This is a genomic window from Stutzerimonas chloritidismutans (assembly GCF_038562055.1).
Classification (GTDB): Bacteria; Pseudomonadota; Gammaproteobacteria; order Pseudomonadales; family Pseudomonadaceae; genus Stutzerimonas; species Stutzerimonas chloritidismutans_A.
In genome coordinates this window covers 141,596-155,949 of record NZ_JBCFXD010000007.1, presented here as the reverse complement: position 1 = coordinate 155,949, position 14,354 = coordinate 141,596, and the positions used below count along the sequence as shown (strand labels likewise).

At 56.3% G+C, this 14,354-nt stretch carries 13 protein-coding genes; 7 read left to right on the top strand and 6 right to left on the bottom strand.

Features of this window, described 5'->3' with window-relative positions; all coding sequences use genetic code 11:
* Positions 1–23 precede the first annotated feature (23 nt).
* The 7 genes from ppsA to AAGW23_RS12860 all read left to right on the top strand — a co-directional run bounded on the left by ppsA (position 24) and on the right by AAGW23_RS12860 (position 7,060).
* Complete coding sequence (ppsA, locus tag AAGW23_RS12890) at positions 24–2,396, top strand: phosphoenolpyruvate synthase (RefSeq protein ID WP_342406872.1); 2,373 nt, start codon at positions 24–26, stop codon at positions 2,394–2,396.
* A 222-nt stretch (positions 2,397–2,618) separates the two neighbouring features.
* Positions 2,619–3,107, top strand: coding sequence for a ribonuclease E activity regulator RraA (gene rraA / locus AAGW23_RS12885; protein ID WP_342406871.1), 489 nt, complete (start codon positions 2,619–2,621; stop codon positions 3,105–3,107).
* A 68-nt stretch (positions 3,108–3,175) separates the two neighbouring features.
* Entirely contained in the window at positions 3,176–4,168 is a 993-nt protein-coding gene (locus AAGW23_RS12880; protein ID WP_342406870.1) for a zinc transporter ZntB, read from the top strand.
* Positions 4,169–4,222: 54 nt separating this feature from the next.
* On the top strand, positions 4,223–4,468 hold the full coding sequence (locus AAGW23_RS12875) for a CrfX protein (RefSeq protein WP_342406869.1): 246 nt from the start codon (positions 4,223–4,225) through the stop codon (positions 4,466–4,468).
* 2 nt (positions 4,469–4,470) lie between these two features.
* Positions 4,471–5,295: a mechanosensitive ion channel family protein gene (locus tag AAGW23_RS12870; RefSeq protein WP_342406868.1), complete on the top strand. Its 825-nt coding sequence runs from the start codon at positions 4,471–4,473 to the stop codon at positions 5,293–5,295.
* Positions 5,296–5,377: 82 nt separating this feature from the next.
* Entirely contained in the window at positions 5,378–5,968 is a 591-nt protein-coding gene (gene sigX / locus AAGW23_RS12865; RefSeq protein WP_148926099.1) for an RNA polymerase sigma factor SigX, read from the top strand.
* 99 nt (positions 5,969–6,067) lie between these two features.
* On the top strand, positions 6,068–7,060 hold the full coding sequence (locus AAGW23_RS12860; protein ID WP_342406867.1) for an OmpA family protein: 993 nt from the start codon (positions 6,068–6,070) through the stop codon (positions 7,058–7,060).
* A 691-nt stretch (positions 7,061–7,751) separates the two neighbouring features.
* Here AAGW23_RS12860 and AAGW23_RS12855 read toward each other — a convergent pair.
* The 6 genes from AAGW23_RS12855 to purB all read right to left on the bottom strand — a co-directional run bounded on the left by AAGW23_RS12855 (position 7,752) and on the right by purB (position 14,325).
* The gene (locus tag AAGW23_RS12855) at positions 7,752–9,347 is read right to left on the bottom strand and encodes an isocitrate lyase (protein ID WP_342406866.1); all 1,596 of its coding nucleotides are present in this window, start codon (positions 9,345–9,347) and stop codon (positions 7,752–7,754) included.
* Positions 9,348–9,857: 510 nt separating this feature from the next.
* Positions 9,858–10,664 (bottom strand): secretin N-terminal domain-containing protein, encoded by an 807-nt coding sequence (locus AAGW23_RS12850; protein ID WP_342406865.1) that lies wholly within the window; start codon positions 10,662–10,664, stop codon positions 9,858–9,860.
* On the bottom strand, positions 10,661–11,290 hold the full coding sequence (locus AAGW23_RS12845; protein ID WP_342406864.1) for a histone acetyltransferase HPA2: 630 nt from the start codon (positions 11,288–11,290) through the stop codon (positions 10,661–10,663). The genes AAGW23_RS12850 and AAGW23_RS12845 overlap by 4 nt, the downstream gene beginning before the upstream one ends.
* Positions 11,291–11,294: 4 nt before the next feature.
* Positions 11,295–11,720 carry a GNAT family N-acetyltransferase gene (locus AAGW23_RS12840; protein ID WP_342406863.1) on the bottom strand — a complete coding sequence of 142 codons (426 nt, stop codon included), beginning with the start codon at positions 11,718–11,720 and terminating at the stop codon, positions 11,295–11,297.
* A complete protein-coding gene (locus tag AAGW23_RS12835) occupies positions 11,713–12,879 on the bottom strand; it encodes a cupin domain-containing protein (RefSeq protein WP_342406862.1) in 1,167 nt (388 codons plus the stop codon). The genes AAGW23_RS12840 and AAGW23_RS12835 overlap by 8 nt, the downstream gene beginning before the upstream one ends.
* A 75-nt stretch (positions 12,880–12,954) precedes the next feature.
* Positions 12,955–14,325 carry an adenylosuccinate lyase gene (gene purB / locus AAGW23_RS12830; protein WP_342406861.1) on the bottom strand — a complete coding sequence of 457 codons (1,371 nt, stop codon included), beginning with the start codon at positions 14,323–14,325 and terminating at the stop codon, positions 12,955–12,957.
* Between the last annotated feature and the right edge of the window lie 29 nt (positions 14,326–14,354).

Sequence of the window (14,354 nt, the reverse complement as noted above, 5' to 3'; positions counted from 1 at the left end):
CAACACAACGTGGAGAGATCACCTTGGTAGAGTACGTAGTTTCCCTCGATAAGCTCGGCAATCATGATGTTGAGCGTGTAGGGGGCAAGAACGCCTCCCTCGGCGAGATGATCAGCAACCTGGCAGGTGCAGGTGTTTCGGTACCTGGTGGTTTCGCCACTACCGCCGAGGCCTATCGTGATTTCATGGAGCTCAGTGGTCTTAACGAGCAAATCCATGATCTTCTGGATGCGCTGGACGTGGACGACGTCAACGCGCTCGCCAAGGCCGGCGCGCAGATTCGCGGCTGGGTCATGGAGGCTCAATTTCCTCCTAAGCTAGATGCCGACATCCGAACCGCTTTCGCTGAGATGGCCGGTGGCAATGAACACATGGCCGTTGCCGTTCGCTCTTCGGCGACCGCGGAGGACCTGCCGGACGCTTCGTTCGCCGGCCAGCAGGAAACCTTCCTTAACATTCGTGGTGTCGACAACGTTATTCGTGCGACTAAAGAAGTATTCGCCTCGCTCTTCAACGACCGCGCAATTGCATACCGTGTCCATCAGGGCTTCGATCACAAGTTGGTCGCACTGTCGGCAGGCGTCCAGCGCATGGTTCGCTCCGAGACGGGCACTGCAGGCGTGATGTTTACCCTGGACACCGAGTCAGGATTTCGCGACGTCGTGTTTATCACCGGAGCCTATGGCCTCGGCGAGACTGTCGTCCAGGGTGCGGTCAACCCTGATGAGTTCTACGTACACAAGCACACCCTCGAAGCTGGTCGCCCCGCCATCCTGCGTCGCAATCTCGGCAGCAAGGCTATCAAGATGGTCTACGGCGAAGAGGCGAGTGCCGGCAAGTCGGTCAAAACCGTCGAGGTCGACCAGGCTGACCGCATGCGCTTCTGCCTGACCGATGAGGAAGTGGCCAATCTCGCCCATCAGGCGATGACTATCGAGAAGCATTATGGCCGTCCGATGGATATCGAGTGGGCAAAAGATGGCGATGACAATCAGCTGTACATCGTTCAGGCCCGCCCGGAAACAGTTAAGAGCCGCAGCAGCGGGAACGTCATGGAACGCTACCTGCTGAAGGAGAAAGGCAAGGTACTGGTCGAAGGCCGTGCCATCGGCCAGCGCATAGGGGCCGGGCCGGTAAAGATCATTCACAACGTATCCGAGATGGACAAGGTTCAGCCGGGCGATGTGCTGGTTTCCGACATGACCGACCCGGATTGGGAGCCGGTGATGAAGCGCGCCAGTGCAATCGTCACTAACCGCGGTGGTCGTACCTGTCACGCGGCCATTATCGCTCGCGAATTGGGTATCCCTGCAGTGGTCGGTTGCGGTAACGCTACCGAGCTGCTGCAGGACGGCCAGCGGGTCACCGTCACCTGTGCTGAGGGCGATACAGGCCTGATCTTTGAAGGCGAGCTGGGCTTCGACATCCGTCAGAACTCTATCGATGCCATGCCGGAACTGCCGTTCAAAATCATGATGAACGTTGGTAACCCGGACCGTGCATTTGATTTCGCCCAGCTGCCCAATGAAGGCGTTGGTCTGGCACGTCTCGAGTTTATTATTAACCGAATGATCGGTGTGCACCCCAAGGCTCTGCTCAACTTCGATGGCTTGCCGGCTGATGTGAAGAGCAGTGTCGAGAAGCGTATTGCCGGCTACGGCGACCCGGTCGACTTCTACGTCGAAAAGCTGGTTGAGGGCGTCAGCACCTTGGCGGCTGCGTTCTGGCCGAAAAAAGTAATCGTGCGGCTGTCTGACTTCAAATCGAATGAATACGCCAATCTGATCGGCGGTAAGCTCTACGAGCCCGAAGAAGAGAATCCGATGCTCGGCTTCCGCGGTGCATCGCGTTACATCAGCGAATCTTTCCGCGACTGTTTCGAGCTCGAATGCCGTGCCATGCGCAAAGTTCGCGACGTGATGGGGCTGACCAATGTCGAGCTGATGGTGCCTTTCGTGCGCACCTTGGGCGAAGCCTCTCAGGTTATCGACATCTTGGGACAGTTCGGTCTCAAGCGTGGCGAGAACGGCCTGCGCATCATCATGATGTGCGAACTACCGTCCAACGCGTTGTTGGCCGATGAATTCCTTGAGTTCTTTGATGGCTTCTCCATTGGCTCAAACGACATGACCCAGCTTACGCTTGGTCTTGACCGCGATTCCGGGATCATTGCTCATTTGTTTGATGAGCGTAACCCGGCCGTCAAGAAGCTGCTGGCGAACGCGATCGAAGCTTGTAATAAAGCGGGCAAGTACATCGGTATCTGTGGTCAGGGGCCTTCCGATCACCCGGACCTGGCCAAGTGGCTGATGGAGCAGGGCATTGAAAGCGTATCGCTGAACCCGGATTCTGTACTCGATACCTGGTTCTTCCTGGCGGACGCCGAAATCAAATAAACGCAGCAGATCAAGCAGAAGGGCGATTGTCGCGCTTCTGCTTGATCTCCATCGCGTCGCAATCTCCGCCGTCTACCGCTGTCGCGATAATCGCGGCTTCAGCCAGTATTTTTGTAGCGATTGCTGCGGGACTCGGTGCTCGAGATTGGTCAGCGAACTGCTTGTCCTTGGTGGATGTTTACGTCCAACGCCGGACGCGTTTCAAGAACGAGGAAACTTATCATGCAATACATCACCCCTGATCTCTGCGATGCCTACCCCGAGTTGGTGCAGGTGGTTGAGCCGATGTTCAGTAACTTCGGTGGTCGCGATTCCTTCGGCGGTCAAATCGTCACCATCAAATGCTTCGAAGACAATTCCTTGGTCAAGGAGCAGGTGGATCTTGATGGTACTGGCAAGGTGCTGGTAGTTGATGGCGGCGGCTCGCTGCGCCGCGCATTGCTTGGTGACATGCTTGCCGAGAAGGCAGCGCGTAATGGTTGGGAAGGTCTGGTCATTTATGGCTGCATACGTGATGTCGACGTGATCGCGCAGACCGAGTTGGGTGTTCAAGCCCTGGCTACTCATCCAATGAAAACCGACAAGCGTGGCATCGGCGATCTAAATATTCCGGTGACTTTTTGTGGCGTTACGTTCCGCCCCGGTGAATACGTGTATGCCGACAACAACGGCATTATCGTTTCGCCAGAAGAGCTCAAGATTCCTGCTTGAGCTGCGGCTGTTGGTTGATCAAGCCCGGCTATGCCGGGCTTTTTTGCGATCTGTAGGAGGCGGGACCGTTGCTTGAAGAGTTAGGGCGTACAGGGCTGCTGCATGCCCTTGTGTTAGACGGGCACGGTGGTGCGCGCAGGATTGCCTATACCGACATCTCTTGCCTGACATTAGCCGAGCATGAAAGCTTGTGGCTCCATTGGGATCGAAGTCAGACACAAGCGCAGGCTTGGCTACGCAACCACAGCGGTTTGAGCGCTTTCGCCTGCGACGTACTGTTGGAAGAAAATACTCGTCCGCGTTTGCTTTCGCTGCCCGACGACGAGTTGCTGTTATTCCTGCGAGGCGTAAATCTGAACCCCGACGCCGAGCCTGAGGACATGGTTTCCCTACGTGTTTTTGCCGATGCACGCAGAGTAATTTCGTTGCGCCTGCGACCGCTGCGCTCGACCGAGGTGGTACTTCATCAACTGGAAACTGGGGTTGGCCCAAAAACGGCGTCCGAAGTATTGCTAAGCCTGGCCGACGCGCTTACTGATCGGGTGGATCAACTGGTCGCAGTGCTGACCGAAAAGCTGGATGAGGAAGAGGATCGAGTCGAGACAGATGAACGCTACACGCCGCCCCAGGACAAAATGTTGTCATTGCGGCGCCAGGCGGCTGGTCTGCGACGTTTCCTGTTACCGCAGCGCGAAATCTATGCGCAGCTGACTCGCAATCGTTTGCCGTGGTTTGTCGACGACGATACGGATTACTGGAATGAGCTTAGCAATCGGTTGATACGTTATTTGGAAGAGCTGGAGCTGGTCCGTGAGCGCGTCAATCTGGTGCTTGAAGCCGAAGAACGGCGAATGCGCGAGCGAATGAACAGAACCATGTACCTGCTCGGCATCATTACAGGCTTTTTCCTGCCGATGAGTTTTCTAACCGGCTTGCTCGGAATCAATGTGGGAGGCATCCCTGGCTCCGAGAACCCTTATGGGTTCGCAATAGCCTGTGTGCTCATTGGTGCGGTTGCGTTTTTTCAGTGGTGGATCTTTCGCCGGCTGAAATGGGTGTGATGTGACTACTCATAGGGCTGTGCCGTCAGAGTCACACTGTTGTCGAGGTAGAACATGCACGATCCCTTTGAAGAATCCCTGCGGGACATGCTCAATACGCAGCCGGAGCGTCATGACGATGCCCGTCTGGACCGTGTGCTGAAAACTGCCAATCGACAAGTTGGTGCTGGCGATCTATTTGGCCTGATCGGACACTGGCTGCAGGCCGTGCTGATCGCATTCAATAGCGGCACTCCGCACACCTCGGCTGTCACCCGTCGTCATTCCGATTCCCATACCTCTTTCAATAAGGTCGATTGATCATGGAACTCGATCCCTGGAGTCAGAGCTTTCTGGGTGCTATGAGCGCTCTTTGGCAACCTGTCGCTGCATTTATTCCGCGCTTGTTCGGGGCGTTGTTGCTCGTAGCCATCGGTTTTGTGGTTGCCAAGCTTTTGGACACGCTACTGTCGAAACTCCTGGCAAAAATAGGGCTGGACCGTCTGGTTGCCGGCACCGGGGCGACGAAACTGCTTGGGCGTGCCGGTATTCGCATGCCAATCTCGGTGTTGCTCGGCAAGATTGTTTATTGGTTCGTGTTGCTGATCTTCCTGGTGTCGGCGGCAGAATCCCTGGGGCTCGCCCGCGTTTCGGCAACACTCGATATGCTCGCGCTTTATGTGCCAAAGGTCTTTGGCGCGGGGCTGATTCTGTTGGTTGGCATACTCCTGGCGCAGCTGGTCAACGGGCTTGTTAGAGGAGCGGCGGAAAGCGTCGGCCTTGAATACTCCGCTGGACTCGGACGGGTTGCACAAGGCTTGGTGATCATCATCATCATCTCGGTCGCAATCGGTCAGCTCGAGATAAAGACCGAGCTGCTCAACTACGTTATTGCAATTGCGCTGATCTCCATTGGGTTGGCTGTTGCGTTGGCTTTCGGCCTTGGCAGCCGAGAGCTGGTGAGTCAGATTCTCGCTGGTATTTATGTGCGAGAACTTTATGAGGTTGGCCAAAGGGTGCGCATCGATGAGCTGGAAGGGTCAATCGAAGAGATCGGGACGGCGAAGACCTTACTGCTCACTGATGAGGGCGAGCTGATCTCGGTTGCAAATAGAGTGCTGCTAGAGCAGCGCGTAGGCAGCCGTTAGGCCCGGTATTCTGTTAAAGTGCGCCGCCTCTTTTGCGGGTTACCGCAAACGGCCGCCACGATTATTGCCGGTTCGAAGCGTCTTGACTAAAGCCCAACCGCCGACCATGAGCTACGATCCCCGCCAGCTTTCCGATGAGGAGCTGGTGCAGCGCGCTCATGCCGAGCTGTTTCATATAACGCGCGCCTATGAAGAGTTGATGCGCCGTTATCAACGCACGCTCTTCAATGTATGTGCGCGGTATTTGGGAAACGACCGAGACGCAGATGACGTCTGTCAGGAAGTGATGCTCAAGGTTTTATATGGTTTGAAGAACTTCGAAGGTAAGTCGAAATTTAAAACATGGCTATATAGCATCACCTATAACGAGTGCATTACCCAATACCGAAAAGAGCGTCGCAAGCGGCGTTTACTTGATGCATTGAGCCTTGATCCTGTCGAGGAAGCATCCGATGAAAAGGCCCCTAGCGTTGAGCAAAGGCCCGAGCTGGACAAGTGGCTGGTCCATGTGAATCAGATTGATCGGGAGATTCTTGTTTTGCGTTTTGTCGCGGAATTGGAGTTTCAGGAAATTGCCGACATCATGCACATGGGGCTAAGCGCGACGAAGATGCGTTACAAGCGAGCGCTTGATAAATTGCGCGAAAAATTCTCGGGAGTCGCTGAAACTTAACGGCATTAAGCTGTCCTATTGTTAGCGAACAGCTTGGGCTTGCAGTTAGCCGGTTTCCTTAGATTGTTCTGATACTCACCACCAGATGGGGATTTACGGATGAAGCTTAAAAACACCTTAGGCGTTGTAATTGGCTCTTTGGTTGCCGCCACTTCTGTTAGCGCGCTGGCCCAGGGCCAAGGTGCCGTAGAGGTGGAGGCATTCGGTAAGCACTACTTCACCGATAGCTCGCGTGATGTGCAGCGTGACGGCGAACTGTACGGGGCTGGCGCTAGCTATTTCCTGACTGATGACGTTTCGCTTGGTTTGTCATACGGCGAATACCATGATTTGACGTCCCAAGACCCTGTTGGCGCAGGCGGTCATAAGGACATCAAGGGCAGCCTGACTTCTTTGGATGCTACTTATCACTTCGGTCAGCCCGGTGTTGGTCTGCGTCCCTATGTATCGGCTGGCGCTGCTCACCAGAGCATCGGTCAACCCGCGCGTGGTGGTCGTGATCACAGCACCTTCGCTAATGTCGGTACTGGCGTAAAGTACTACTTCACCGAGAACTTCTTCGCCAAGGCAAGTGTTGACGGCATGTACAACATCGATGCGGACGAAGCCGAGTGGATGGCTGGCGTAGGCGTTGGCCTGAACTTCGGTGGGGGTGCTCAGCAGCAGGTTGCACAGGTCGAACCGACTCCGGCTCCTGCGCCAGCACCTATGGTCGACAACGAACCAGAGCCGGAGCCGGAACTGGTCCGCGTCGAGTTGGACGTCAAATTCGATTTTGACAAGGCGCGTGTTCGCGAAGAAAGCTACAACGACATCAAGAACCTGGCTGATTTCATGCAGCAGTATCCTCAGACCAACACTACCGTTGAAGGTCACACTGACTCGGTGGGAACTGATCAGTACAACCAGCGTTTGTCCGAGCGTCGTGCGCAAGCCGTTCGTGAAGTACTGGTTAACCAGTACGGCGTAGAGAGCCAGCGTGTCGATTCCGTCGGTTACGGTGAAACCCGCCCGGTTGCTGACAACAGCACTGAAGAAGGGCGTCAGATCAACCGCCGCGTGGAAGCGGAAGTCGAAGCACAGGTTCGTTAATTCGGATCTTGTTTTGCTAGCTCGGCAGGCGCCTGGCAAATCTTAGGTGCCTTCTAGCTTCAAAAAGCCGATGCCAGATTATGGCATCGGCTTTTTTTGCTTTCGCCGTTGCACGGTCGTCTCATTCGTGAGCGCCTTTAAATTTGGGAGTGCTGCATGGGTAACGTCAGCAGCCCTCTGACCACGGCGCTGCAAGGCGCTCTTAGCACTTCTCGGTAACCCTGAGAGCTGTCGCGCGCGGCGCGGGCGTTCAAAGGGGCTCTCCTCTCAGGCCTTTCTCCCGGCCTCCACAATAATTGCTCCGATGCAGGCACGAAGTTCGCTTCGTTGCCGTCCAGCGGCAGGCAGATGCCAGGTAGGTTACGTCGCTGCTTCAGGTGAGTTTGCGCTATGAACCAAGCAGGCTGGTTTGTCGTCCGGCAGCGGGCTGGGTAGTATTCGTTACGGCAGGGCGGCCGCAGTCCACACGCAAATTTTGATTGAGGAGGAATATTCCCGAGCATCTGCAGAGGGTCTGCAGCGTAATGATGCTAGAGCGGAGAAGAACTCATGTGGCGATTGAGGTGATGCCCGTTTGATTGCAGCTCTTGCACAAACAAAAAAGCCGCCCCTTTTAGAGGGCGGCTTTTTGGCAGATGCCAAGACATCTACAGACCATCGACCCAGACCGCGTCTGGGTCAGATCCAGCTCTTAGTGGAACTGGTTCATGGTGTTGTCCTTACCGCTCGCCTTCAGAGCCGCTTCGCCAGCAAAGTACTCCTTGTGGTTGTCGCCGATGTCGGAGCCAGCCATGTTCTGGTGCTTGACGCAGGCGATACCCTGACGCAGCTCTTCACGCTGTACACCTTTGACGTAGGCCAGCATGCCCTGATCAGCGAAGTACCCTTTAGCCAGATTGTCGGTCGACAGTGCGGCGGTGTGGTAAGTCGGCAGGGTGATCAGGTGGTGGAAGATACCGGCATGAGCGGAGCCATCCTTCTGGAAGGTACGGATCTTCTCGTCGGCAACTTGAGCCAGTTCGGTTTCGTCGTACTCGACGCTCATCAGTTTGGCGCGATCGTAGGCTGAAACATCTTTGCCTTCGGCAACGAATGCATCGAACACCTGCTGGCGGAAGTTGAGGGTCCAGTTGAACGACGGGCTATTGTTGTAGACCAGCTTGGCGTTCGGGATCTCTTTACGGATCTCGTCAACCATGGCTGCAATCTGGCCAACATGAGGCTTCTCGGTTTCGATCCACAGCAGGTCGGCGCCGTTTTGCAGCGAAGTGATGCAGTCGAGGACGCAGCGGGCTTCGCCGGTGCCTTTGCGGAACTGGAACAGGTTGCTCGGCAGGCGCTTAGGACGCAGCAGCTTGCCTTCGCGATTCAGAACGACGTCACCGTTGTTCAGGTCGGCAGCAGAGACTTCTTCACAATCCAGGAAGGAGTTGTACAGGTCGCCCAGGTCACCAGGCTCTTTGGTCACTGCGATCTGCTTGGTCAGGCCGGCACCCAGAGAGTCGGTACGCGCAACGATAACGCCGTTGTCGATGCCCAGCTCGAGGAATGCATAGCGGACGGCGGCGATCTTGGCCAGGAAGTCGGCGTGAGGAACGGTTACTTTGCCGTCCTGGTGGCCGCACTGCTTCTCGTCGGAAACCTGGTTTTCGATCTGGATGCAGCAAGCGCCTGCTTCGATCATGCGCTTGGCCAGCAGGTAAGTGGCTTCCGGGTTACCGAAGCCAGCGTCGATGTCGGCGATGATCGGTACGATATGGGTTTCGTAGTTATCGATCTGATTCTGAATTTCGGCAGCCTTGGCGTTGTCGCCAGCTTCACGAGCAGCGTCCAGCGCTGTGAACAGCAGGTCTAGCTCGCGGCTGTCAGCCTGACGCAGGAAGGTGTACAGCTCTTCGATCAGGTCGGATACGGCAGTCTTCTCATGCATGGACTGGTCCGGCAGCGGGCCGAACTCGGAGCGCAGAGCAGCAACCATCCAGCCGGACAGGTAGAGGTAACGCTTGTTGGTAGTCTTCAGGTGCTTCTTGATGGAGATCAGCTTCTGCTGACCGATGAAGCCGTGCCAGCAGCCGAGGGACTGGGTGTAGGCGGACGTGTCGGCGTCGTACTCGGCCATGTCCTTGCGCATGATGTCGGCAGTGTACTGCGCAATTTCCAGACCGGTCTTGAATCGGTTCTGAGCGCGCATGCGAGCTACGGATTCAGGGTTAATCGCGCTCCAGCTGCTTCCAGCTGCTTCTTTCAGAGCGGCAACGGCTTTGATGTCGTTTTGATAAGCGGACATGGTCAATCCTTCAAAGAGATTCGTGTTTGGTTGAGCACCGACTTTTCCCACTGAAACCTGCGTGTTTGCGCTGATGATGCGGGCAACACGCGGCAGAGCGTCGAAATATCGACCGAGACGAGGATTGAACCAAGGAGAGGAGGGTATGCAGTTACGACCGCAAGAGAATTCGGTTAGCTGTGGAATGATCGTGGCATTCCTGCACACAGCGACGCGTGGGCCGTTGAGTGAGTCAGCATACTGATGTCTCAAGCTGATGCGTTAATCGCTTCCCCGTCCCTCAGGACGACTCGTTCCAGTCGCAACCTCGTCAGTCCGCCTTGTGGGCAGTACAGTCACGGAACGCCTCTGCTGGTTGGCTGAGTGCGATCCGGAGACCCTCTTCAGGGCCCCTGGTTAGCGGGAGCGGAGCCATAATGCGCTGGCGAAAAGTGTTCGTCAAATGTTTTGTAGTGAACTTTAGTAGGCACTACATTTTTTAACTTAGCGGTGTTTCGCCGCTGAACCTTTTTAATTCAGCGTGTCTACTTTTAGTCGTAGCGATAGGTCTTGGCGACCGCCGGTGGAATATCTGCGTGCCAGGCCGCTCTCGCTAGAGCTTGCGGATTCGTCGACGCCACCGAGCTCAATCCATTCCCCAAGCCGCCCGCTCACTCGAGTATCGGTTTGCTGGATATTGATCGTGCCTGGCTGAGAATTGCTCATGCGGTCGTTATGGCTGCTGATAGTCACTTGCACCCGGTCGCCTTGGACAGTAGCGGTGGCATAGAAGCCCCGAGTTACATCCCGATACTGCGTCTGCTGATAGATCTGCCCGTATCCATCGCTCCCCGTGGTGTTGATTGGGACGCTTTGACCTATCTGAATCAGCGCTGGATAGCCCTCGGTGGCTTGGACTTGTTGAACGCCGCCGCCTTGGCTATTGGTGCTGTGACGAATTATCCGCACCTGGTCCCGACCTCTGTTCTCGCCGCGTCCGCTCTGGATCTCGACCTCACCGAAGCGCGTAGCGCCGTCGATGCGGTAGCCGCTTTCGCTGCCTGTAGCCGTGTTTTGCGTATCGACACTGATGAGCAATCTGCGGGGTTCGGTATCGAGCCTGGTCAGCACCTCGCGCAATTCAGTGATTACAGCAGGCGGTGCGTTCACGATCAGCTGGTTGCCATATGCGTTGACCTTGCCTTGATCACCTACCACTGATTGAGCAATCGGTAGTACGTCTTCAGCCATCCGGAAATCCAGTGGAATGACCTCCGTGGCGGCATGTAGCGTCGAGCTAATGATCAATAGGCAGGCAGCGAGAACGTGACGAGTCATATCAGAAAGCTCCGCATATCGGGATCGGGAAGGCTACGGTCCCAGGCGGCATCGAATAGTCTTTGCTGTTGGCGAGCACGCGTGGGGTCTCGGTATAGCGCATGACCAGAAAATTGATCCGCGTTCGGTCGAATCAGCATGCCGCACTCATCGGCTATAAGGAATGCGGAGGTCTGTATTGAATAATCCGGATGAGCACTGCGAATGTGGCAGTTGCTGGTCAATCTGCGGCTCAGGCTGACCAGGCGGTGTCCATCGGTGACTGCGCGAGACGAGTCACCTACCAAGATGCGCAGGCGATTGCGTGGATGCGCCCGCAAGAACCGTGCGCATGACGTTTGAATGCTGCTGTGGTTGTACAGCCAGGGTTCCAGATCTGGTGTGTAGATGCTCAGGTTACGCCTGACTTGCTCAATCAGTGAAAGCGCGTGCTCACGTGCTTCAGTCATGTCATGGAATGGCTGAATTGTTGTATCGACATCTAGCGAAAACGGCGCTGCGCTCCATTCTTGGAGCGGTGTGGGCCGTGCCGCTGGGTTGTCAATCTGGAAACGACCCGGTGACTGGAACTCGATCATCGACGAGGCGTCTTTGCTGACAGAGTGATCCGGGTCGTCATGCGCCATATGGCTAGTGGCTCTTTCGTAGCATATCGACGTGGGGGAGGCCGGCCTCGAGAAACTCTTCGCTGACGACTTCAAAACCAAGTCGCTCATAGAACGACGTGGCGTGTACTTGGGCGGTGAGTCGCTGTTCATTAAGGCCGCGCCGCTCGGCCTCGTTAATAACCGCTTTCATCAGTGCGCCGCCGACGTTCATCCCTCGCCAATCGCGCAGTACCGAAACGCGACCAATGTGTCCGTCATTAAGTAGTCGGGCGGTACCGATCGGATAGCCGCTTTCCAGAGCTAGGAAATGCACGGCCTCAGCATCATCCGAATCCCATTCCAGTTCGGGCGGTACCGATTGCTCAGCAATGAACACAGTCTCCCGAATCCGGCGTAGGTCGGCGTTGTCCTGCTGCCAGTCGGCGATGCGAACTTCTATGTCACTCATCAGCAAACTCCAGACTTCCCTGTTTGACCAGTTGCAGCATGAGATTACGCCCATCCTCATCGCTCAGCCACCCAGCGAGGTTTTCTGCATGGAGCGCGTCGGCGGAACAAACCAATTTCAGCAGCTCTTTCAGGTGCCCTGGCAGCAGTCGGCTTTGGCCGCTGGCAAACAGCAACAGGCCGATGTCCACCTCGCTCCAGGCCAGCCTTGCACTCAGGTTGCGGACCAGTATGGCGCCATCCTCAAGCGCTGCCAGCATTGCCTGTTCGTCAATCTCCGGACCCTGTACTCGCTCTGGATAGCGCGGCTCGGTCATGAACTGCCCGAACCAGGTGAGCAGCAAGCGCTCGTCACCCATATGCTCGGCGAGCATCGCTCGCAAGCGATCCAGCGCATCGCTCTGGATCTGGTGTGGGTCTTCGATCGGGAGGAGGTCTGCATCACTGTAACGTTCTTCATCAGGCAAAAACTGCGCGAGGAAGTCGGTGAAGTGGGTTAGGACCTCCGCTGCGCTGGGTGCTCTGAAGCCCAGCGAGTAGGTCATGCATGCGTCTTCGGCGGTGCCGAAATGAGCCAGTCTCGGTGGCAGATAAAGCATGTCGCCTGGCTCGAGAACCCATTCGTCAGTGCCTTGAAAATCGGCAAGTATGCGCAGGTCGGCATGCTTGAGCATTGCGCTCTCGCTGTCACACATCTGTCCTACGCGCCAGCGCCGCTGGCCATGGGCCTGGAGCAGGAAAACGTCGTAATTGTCGAAATGCGGGCCAACTCCGCCACCCGGCGCTGCGAAGCTGACCATGACGTCGTCGATTCGCCAGTTTGGCAGGAAACGAAAATGTTCGATCAGCTCGGCGACTTCCGGCACTAGCTGATCGACCGCCTGAACGAGCAGAGTCCAGTCTCGCTCAGGCAGGTTCTGATAGGTGTCTTCGCTGAACGGCCCTCTGCGTAGTTCCCATGGCGTCTCGCCATGCTCGACAACCAGGCGCGACTCGACTTCTTCTTCCAGCGACAGCCCGGCCAATTCGTCCGGAGACACCGGGCTTTCAAACCCAGGAATGGCTTGGCGGACCAATAGGGGTTTTTTCTGCCAGTAGTCACGAAGAAACTCGCGCGCGCTGATCCCGCCGAGGATTTGCAAAGGGGTGTCGGAAGTCATGCCAGTTACCTTGCTCTATTTAAGAGCTGCAAATAAAAACGCCCGGCACAGCCGGGCGTGCAAAAAATGGGTCGCTTAGATCCGCTTGGCCTGCTCGGCCGCGTTGCCGATGTAGGCGGCCGGAGTCAACTTGCGGAGCTCCTGCTTGGCTTCGGTCGGCATATCCAGTCCTTCGATGAAAGTCTGCAGCGCCTCGGGGCTGATGCCTTTGCCTCGGGTCAATTCCTTGAGTTTCTCGTAGGGGTTCTCGATGGCATACCGACGCATGACGGTCTGGATCGGCTCGGCCAGTACTTCCCAGCACGCGTCGAGGTCTTCGGCAATGCGCGCTTCGTTGAGCTCCAGTTTGCCGATACCTTTGAGGCTGGCTTCGTACGCAATGATGCTGTGAGCGAAACCAACACCCAGATTGCGCAGTACGGTGGAGTCGGTCAGGTCCCGCTGCCAGCGCGAGATAGGCAACTTGCTCGCCAAGTGGCTGAGCAGTGCATTGGCAATGCCGAGGTTGCCTTCGGAGTTTTCGAAGTCGATCGGGTTGACCTTGTGAGGCATGGTCGAAGAGCCGATTTCGCCAGCGACGGTGCGCTGCTTGAAATAACCCAACGAGATGTAGCCCCAGATGTCGCGGTCGAAGTCGATGAGGATCGTATTGAAACGTGCTACTGCATCGAAGAGCTCAGCAATGTAGTCGTGCGGTTCGATCTGAGTCGTGTAGGGGTTCCAGGAAAGGCCAAGATCGTTTTCGATGAATTCACGCGCGTTAGCTTCCCAGTCAACGTCGGGATAGGCTGAGAGGTGGGCATTGTAGTTACCGACGGCGCCATTGATCTTGCCGAGCAGCGGTACTGCCTCCACCTGTGCAATCTGGCGTTCGAGACGATAAACCACATTGGCCAGTTCCTTGCCCAAGGTGGTAGGCGACGCCGGTTGGCCGTGCGTACGGGAGAGCATCGGCACATCGGCGTGGGCTATGGCCAGACCACGGATTGCCTCCGCCAGTTGGCGCATCAGCGGCAATAACACCTCGTCCCGGCCTTCGCGCAGCATCAGTCCGTGGGACAGGTTGTTGATATCCTCGCTGGTACAGGCGAAATGAATGAACTCGTTGACCTTGGCGAGCTCAGGCAGCTGCTTGGCTTGCTCCTTGAGGAGATATTCCACAGCTTTTACATCGTGATTAGTCGTGCGTTCGAATTCCTTGACGCGTTCGGCATGCTCGACTTGAAAGTTCTCGGCGAGCTGATCGAGAAGGGCATTGGCCTCGTCCGAGAAGGGCGCCACTTCAGGAATGCCGGCATGCGCGGCCAAGCGCTGCAGCCAGCGGACTTCAACCTGAACACGGCAGCGAATCAAACCGAATTCACTGAAAATGGGGCGCAGGGCGCTGGTTTTGCCGGCGTAGCGGCCATCGACAGGGGAAACCGCGGTGAGCGAGGAAAGCTGCATAAAGGGCATTCTCGGACAGTCGAGCAACG

Coding starts and splice junctions, on each gene's coding strand:
- rraA (WP_342406871.1), top strand. CDS start 2,619: ATGCAATACATCACCCCTGATCTCTGCGATGCCTACCCCGAGTTGGTG.
- AAGW23_RS12875 (WP_342406869.1), top strand. CDS start 4,223: ATGCACGATCCCTTTGAAGAATCCCTGCGGGACATGCTCAATACGCAG.
- AAGW23_RS12870 (WP_342406868.1), top strand. CDS start 4,471: ATGGAACTCGATCCCTGGAGTCAGAGCTTTCTGGGTGCTATGAGCGCT.
- AAGW23_RS12860 (WP_342406867.1), top strand. CDS start 6,068: ATGAAGCTTAAAAACACCTTAGGCGTTGTAATTGGCTCTTTGGTTGCC.
- AAGW23_RS12855 (WP_342406866.1), bottom strand. CDS start 9,347: ATGTCCGCTTATCAAAACGACATCAAAGCCGTTGCCGCTCTGAAAGAA.
- AAGW23_RS12850 (WP_342406865.1), bottom strand. CDS start 10,664: ATGACTCGTCACGTTCTCGCTGCCTGCCTATTGATCATTAGCTCGACG.
- AAGW23_RS12845 (WP_342406864.1), bottom strand. CDS start 11,290: ATGGCGCATGACGACCCGGATCACTCTGTCAGCAAAGACGCCTCGTCG.
- AAGW23_RS12840 (WP_342406863.1), bottom strand. CDS start 11,720: ATGAGTGACATAGAAGTTCGCATCGCCGACTGGCAGCAGGACAACGCC.
- AAGW23_RS12835 (WP_342406862.1), bottom strand. CDS start 12,879: ATGACTTCCGACACCCCTTTGCAAATCCTCGGCGGGATCAGCGCGCGC.
- purB (WP_342406861.1), bottom strand. CDS start 14,325: ATGCAGCTTTCCTCGCTCACCGCGGTTTCCCCTGTCGATGGCCGCTAC.